Source organism: Inquilinus sp. (assembly GCF_057815775.1).
In genome coordinates, this window is record NZ_JBYRFX010000841.1 from 1 (window position 1) to 4,550 (window position 4,550).

Annotated in this window: 5 protein-coding genes; 2 read left to right on the forward strand and 3 right to left on the reverse strand. The window is 66.7% G+C overall.

Features of this window, described 5'->3' with window-relative positions; genetic code table 11:
- Window positions 1-999: ABC transporter substrate-binding protein (locus AC3XYG_RS30030; RefSeq protein ID WP_489143547.1), on the forward strand; the 999-nt coding region annotated here is incomplete at its 5' end.
- A gap of 56 nt (window positions 1,000-1,055) precedes the next feature.
- Complete coding sequence (locus AC3XYG_RS30035) at window positions 1,056-1,868, forward strand: EipB family protein (RefSeq protein WP_489143548.1); 813 nt, start codon at window positions 1,056-1,058, stop codon at window positions 1,866-1,868.
- Between the two features lie 158 nt (window positions 1,869-2,026).
- Here the strand turns inward: AC3XYG_RS30035 and AC3XYG_RS30040 are convergent, their stop codons facing one another.
- The 3 genes from AC3XYG_RS30040 to AC3XYG_RS30050 form a co-directional block, all read right to left on the reverse strand.
- Window positions 2,027-2,788 (reverse strand): superoxide dismutase, encoded by a 762-nt coding sequence (locus AC3XYG_RS30040; protein ID WP_489143549.1) that lies wholly within the window; start codon window positions 2,786-2,788, stop codon window positions 2,027-2,029.
- Between the two features lie 107 nt (window positions 2,789-2,895).
- A complete protein-coding gene (locus AC3XYG_RS30045; protein ID WP_489143550.1) occupies window positions 2,896-3,657 on the reverse strand; it encodes an ABC transporter permease in 762 nt (253 codons plus the stop codon).
- Window positions 3,654-4,550: ABC transporter ATP-binding protein (locus AC3XYG_RS30050; protein ID WP_489143551.1), on the reverse strand; the 897-nt coding region annotated here is incomplete at its 5' end. The genes AC3XYG_RS30050 and AC3XYG_RS30045, both read right to left, overlap by 4 nt.

Genomic DNA, 4,550 nt, shown 5'->3' on the forward strand with positions numbered 1-4,550 from the left:
GGCCAGCACCCGGTCTGCGCCGGCCCGTTCGAATTCGTCGAGCGGCGCCAGGGCGACCACATCCTGCTGAAGCGGTTCGACCGGTACTGGAACAAGGATCAGATCTTCGTCGATTCGGTGACCTACCTGCCGATCCCGGACGAGACGGTGCGGCTGGTCAACCTGCGCTCCGGCGACCTCGACATCGTCGAGCATGTGGCGGCGACCGACCTGCCGACGGTGCGCGACGATCCCGGCGTCGCCCTGGTCCAGTCACCGTCGCTGGCCTATGATCTCATCACCTTCAACATCCATCATGGCGACCAGGCGAACACCCCGATCGGCCAGGATGCGAAGGTGCGGCAGGCGCTCGAACTGTCGCTCGACCGCGAGGCGATCAACGCCGTCACCTATGACGGGCTGTTCATCCCGAGCAACCAGACCGAGGCGCCGGGCACGCGGTTCTACGATGCCGGCCACCCGCTGCCGCCGCGCGATCTGGACAAGGCCAAGGCCCTGCTGGCCGAGGCCGGGGTGCCGAACCCGTCCTTCACCCTGCTGGTGACCAACAACCCTGTTACCCAGCAGGTCGGCCAGATGATCCAGGCCATGGCGGGCGAGGCGGGCTTCGACATCAAGATCCAGGCGCTGGAGGCGGCGGCCCTGGCCGCGAGCGCCAATGACGGCAACTACCAGGCGGCAATCGCGATCTGGAGCGGCCGGCTCGACCCCGACGCCAATCTCGGCGCCTGGGCGGCCTGCGATGCGTTCCAGAACTGGGGGCAGTACTGCAACCGGGATTTCGACCACATCCTGGACCAGGCCCGTGGCGTCACCGATGACGACCAGCGTGCCGCGCTGTACCGCCAGGCGGCTGGCCTGTTCCTGACCGATCTGCCGCAGATCGTGCTGTACCACTACACCTCGGTGTGGGGGATGCGCCGGTCGGTCACCGGCTTCGTGCCCTATCCGGACGGACTGATCCGCTTGCAGGGGGTCAAGGTCGGGGCAGCGGGGTGAACGGGACGCAGCCGTCGCGCTTGCGCCGGCTGGCCGGTTCGGGCTCAGATGCTGCAATGCACCTGAGATCGCTCCCCCTCGCCATCCTCGCCCTCCTGCTGCCGCTCGGCGCCGCCCAGGCCGCCCCGACCGTGGCCCTGCAGTCGCATCGGGCGGTCTATTCGCTGAAGCTCGACATGACGCGCGGCCAGCGCAGCGTCATCTCAATCGACGGGCAGATGGAATACAGCTGGGCCGCGGCCTGCGACGGCTCCAGCTTCGAGCAGAACTACCAGGTGTCGATGGTCTACGCCTCTGGCGAGACGCTGGACCGCAAGACCCGCTATGCCGGCTGGGAATCCGCCGACGGGCATGAGCTGACCTACACCCTGAACTCGACCTCCAACGGCAAGGCGAACGAGGAGATCAGCGGCACGGCCAAGCTCGACGATGCCGGCCATGGCGACGCGGTGTTCAAGACGCCGGCCGACCTGAAGCAGGACCTGCCGGCCGGCAGCCTGTTCCCGACCAGCCATATGCAGCGGCTGGTCGCGGCGATGCGGCAGGGCAAGCCGATCTTCACCGCCGGCTTCTTCGACGGCAGCTCCGCCGACGGGCCGCAATATGTCAGCGTCGCGATCGGCAAGCCGCAATCGGGCGACCCGGCGGCCGACCCGCTGCTGCGCGGCCCGTCGCACGCCATCAGCATGGCATTCTTCACCCTGGGCAGCGGCGACAAGGACCAGGACAAGGAGCTGCCGGATTACGAGCTGCGGCAGCGCCTGTTCGACAATGGCATCGCCGACCGAATCGTCATCGACTATGGCGACTTCGCCATGGCGGCGACCCTCGACAAGATCGAGCCGATCGAGCCGCCGCACTGCAACTGAGGTCGGCCTCCGGGCTTAGAGCCCGTTCGAGAATGCGCTGGTGCGAGTCGGCTGGTGGTGGTTTCGAGAACCGGCGCGCAGCGGACGTTTGGTCCGTGAGCACCGGAAGCGGAGAAACCGCCATCAGACGGCCGCACCAGTAGCATTGGCGAATGGGCTCAGGCGCCCAGGCGGTCCGAGACGATCGACCAGTTGACCAGGGTCTCCAGCACCGCCTTGACGTGGTCGGGGCGGCGGTTCTGGTAGTCCAGGTAGTAGGCGTGCTCCCAGACGTCGATGCCGAACAGCGGCTGGCCGCCATGGGCAAAGGGCGAATCGGCGTTCGAGGTGCCGACCAGGGTCAGCTTGCCGGCATCGGCCACCAGCCAGACCCAGCCGCTGCCGAACACCTTACCTGCGGCCTCGGTGGTCGCCTTGACCAGGCCGGGCTGGTCGCCGAAGGATTCGGCAATGGCGGCAGCCAGGCGGCCGTCCGGCGCCTTCGGCCCGCCCGGGGTGAACTGTTCCCAGTACAGGTCGTGGTTCCAGGCCTGGCCGGCCTGGTTGAAGATCGCGGTGTCGCCAGCCGCGGCGGATTTCACCACCACCTCGGCCAGGGTCATCGATTCATAGGGCGTGCCGGGCACCAGCTTGTTCAGCGTGTCGAAATACGCCTTGTGATGCTTGCCGTAATGCAGCCCGACGGTCTCGGCGCTGATGGTCGGGGCCAGCGCGTCTTCCTTGAACGGCAGCGGCGGCTGCACGAACGGGCCGGCGGCAGTCGACGTCACCGCAGCCGCCAGGCGGCGAACGCCGGCGCTGACCGGCCTAGGCAGGCCGTGCGGCGCGCCGGCCGCGGTCACGGCCGCACCGGCCTGCAGCGAGACCACGCCCCCTGCGGTGAGGGCCGCGCCGAACATCAAGGCATCGCGTCGGTTCATGGCGTCATCCCGCTTTCAACAGCCTGACACGGGACCATCAATGACGCGGCGCCGTTACCGCAAGATTGCAAAGCAACGCGACCAAGCTACCGCTGTAGCGGGGCGGGTCAGGTCTTGAGCCGGTAGCCCGTCCTGAACATCCACGCCACCACGGCCACGCAGACCGCCAGGAACACCAGCGTCATGCCGAGGCTGATGCCGACGCTGACGTCGGAGACCCCGTAGAAGCTCCAGCGGAAGCCGCTGACCAGGTAGACTACGGGGTTGACCAGCGCCACCGTCTGCCAGAACGGCGGCAGCATGCCGATGGAATAGAAGCTGCCGCCGAGGAAGGTCAGCGGCGTGACGATCAGCAGCGGAATCAGCTGCAACTTCTCGAAGCCGTCGGCCCAGATGCCGATGATGAAGCCGAACAGGCTGAAGGTGACCGACGTCAGCACCAGGAACAGCAGCATCCACAGGGGATGCTCGATCCGCAGCGGCACGAACAGCGCCGCCGTCGCCAGGATGATCAGGCCGAGGATGATCGATTTGGACGCCGCGGCGCCGACAAAGCTGACCACGATTTCGAGATAGGAGACCGGGGCCGACAGCAGCTCGTAGATCGTGCCGACGAATTTCGGGAAGTAGATGCCGAAGGAGGCGTTGGAGATGCTCTGCGTCAGCAGCGACAGCATGACCAGCCCCGGCACGATGAAGGCACCGTAGCTGACGCCGTCGATCTCCTGGATGCGCGAGCCCAGCGCTGCGCCGAAGACGACGAAATACAGCGATGTCGAGATGACCGGGGACAGGATGCTCTGCAGCAGAGTGCGCCAGGTCCGCGCCATCTCCGACACGTACATCGCGCGGATCGCGTGAAAGTTCATGACCGTTCGCTCACCAGCTTGACGAAGATTTCCTCCAGCGAGCTTTGGCTCGTCTGCAGGTCCCTGAACCGGATGCCGGCATCGCTGACGGCCTGCAGCAATGCGGTGATGCCGGTCCGCTCGCCTTGCGTGTCATAGGTGTAGACCAGCTCGCTGCCATCGGCCGACAGGTCGAGCTGGTGTCCGGCGAGGGAGCTGGGAATGCCGTCGAGCGGAGTCTGCAGCTGCAGCTTCAGCTGCTTCTTGCCGAGCTTGCGCATCAGCTCGGCCTTCTCCTCCACCAGGATGATCTCGCCATGGCTGATCACCCCGATCCGGTCGGCCATCTCCTCGGCCTCGTCGATGTAATGGGTGGTCAGGATGTTGGTGACGCCGGTCGCCCGCAGCGCGCGCACCAGCTGCCACATGTCCCGCCGCAGCTCGACGTCGACGCCGGCGGTCGGCTCGTCCAGGAACAGGATCTGCGGCTCATGCGACAGCGCCTTGGCGATCAGCACCCGGCGCTTCATGCCGCCGGACAGCGTCATCAGCTTGCTGTCCTTCTTGTCCCACAGCGACAGGTCCTTCAGCACCTTTTCGAGATAGGCCGGGTTCGGCGGCTTGCCGAACAGCCCGCGGCTGAAGCTGACCGTCGCCCAGACGGTGGAGAAGGCGTCCGCCGTCAGCTCCTGCGGCACCAGCCCGATGCGGGACCGGGCGGCGCGGTAGTCCGAGATGATGTCGTGCCCATCGGCCAGGACCGTGCCGCCGCTGGGATTGACGATACCGCAGATGATGCTGATCAGCGTGGTCTTGCCGGCGCCGTTCGGCCCCAGCAGGGCGAAGATCTCGCCGCGGCGGATGTCCAGGTTGATGCTTTTGAGCGCCTGGAAGCCGGACGCGTAGACCTTGGA

Excerpts from the sequence above, each read along its gene's own strand:
- AC3XYG_RS30035 (WP_489143548.1), top strand. The coding sequence starts at position 1,056 with ATGCACCTGAGATCGCTCCCCCTCGCCATCCTCGCCCTCCTGCTGCCG.
- AC3XYG_RS30040 (WP_489143549.1), bottom strand. The coding sequence starts at position 2,788 with ATGAACCGACGCGATGCCTTGATGTTCGGCGCGGCCCTCACCGCAGGG.
- AC3XYG_RS30045 (WP_489143550.1), bottom strand. The coding sequence starts at position 3,657 with ATGAACTTTCACGCGATCCGCGCGATGTACGTGTCGGAGATGGCGCGG.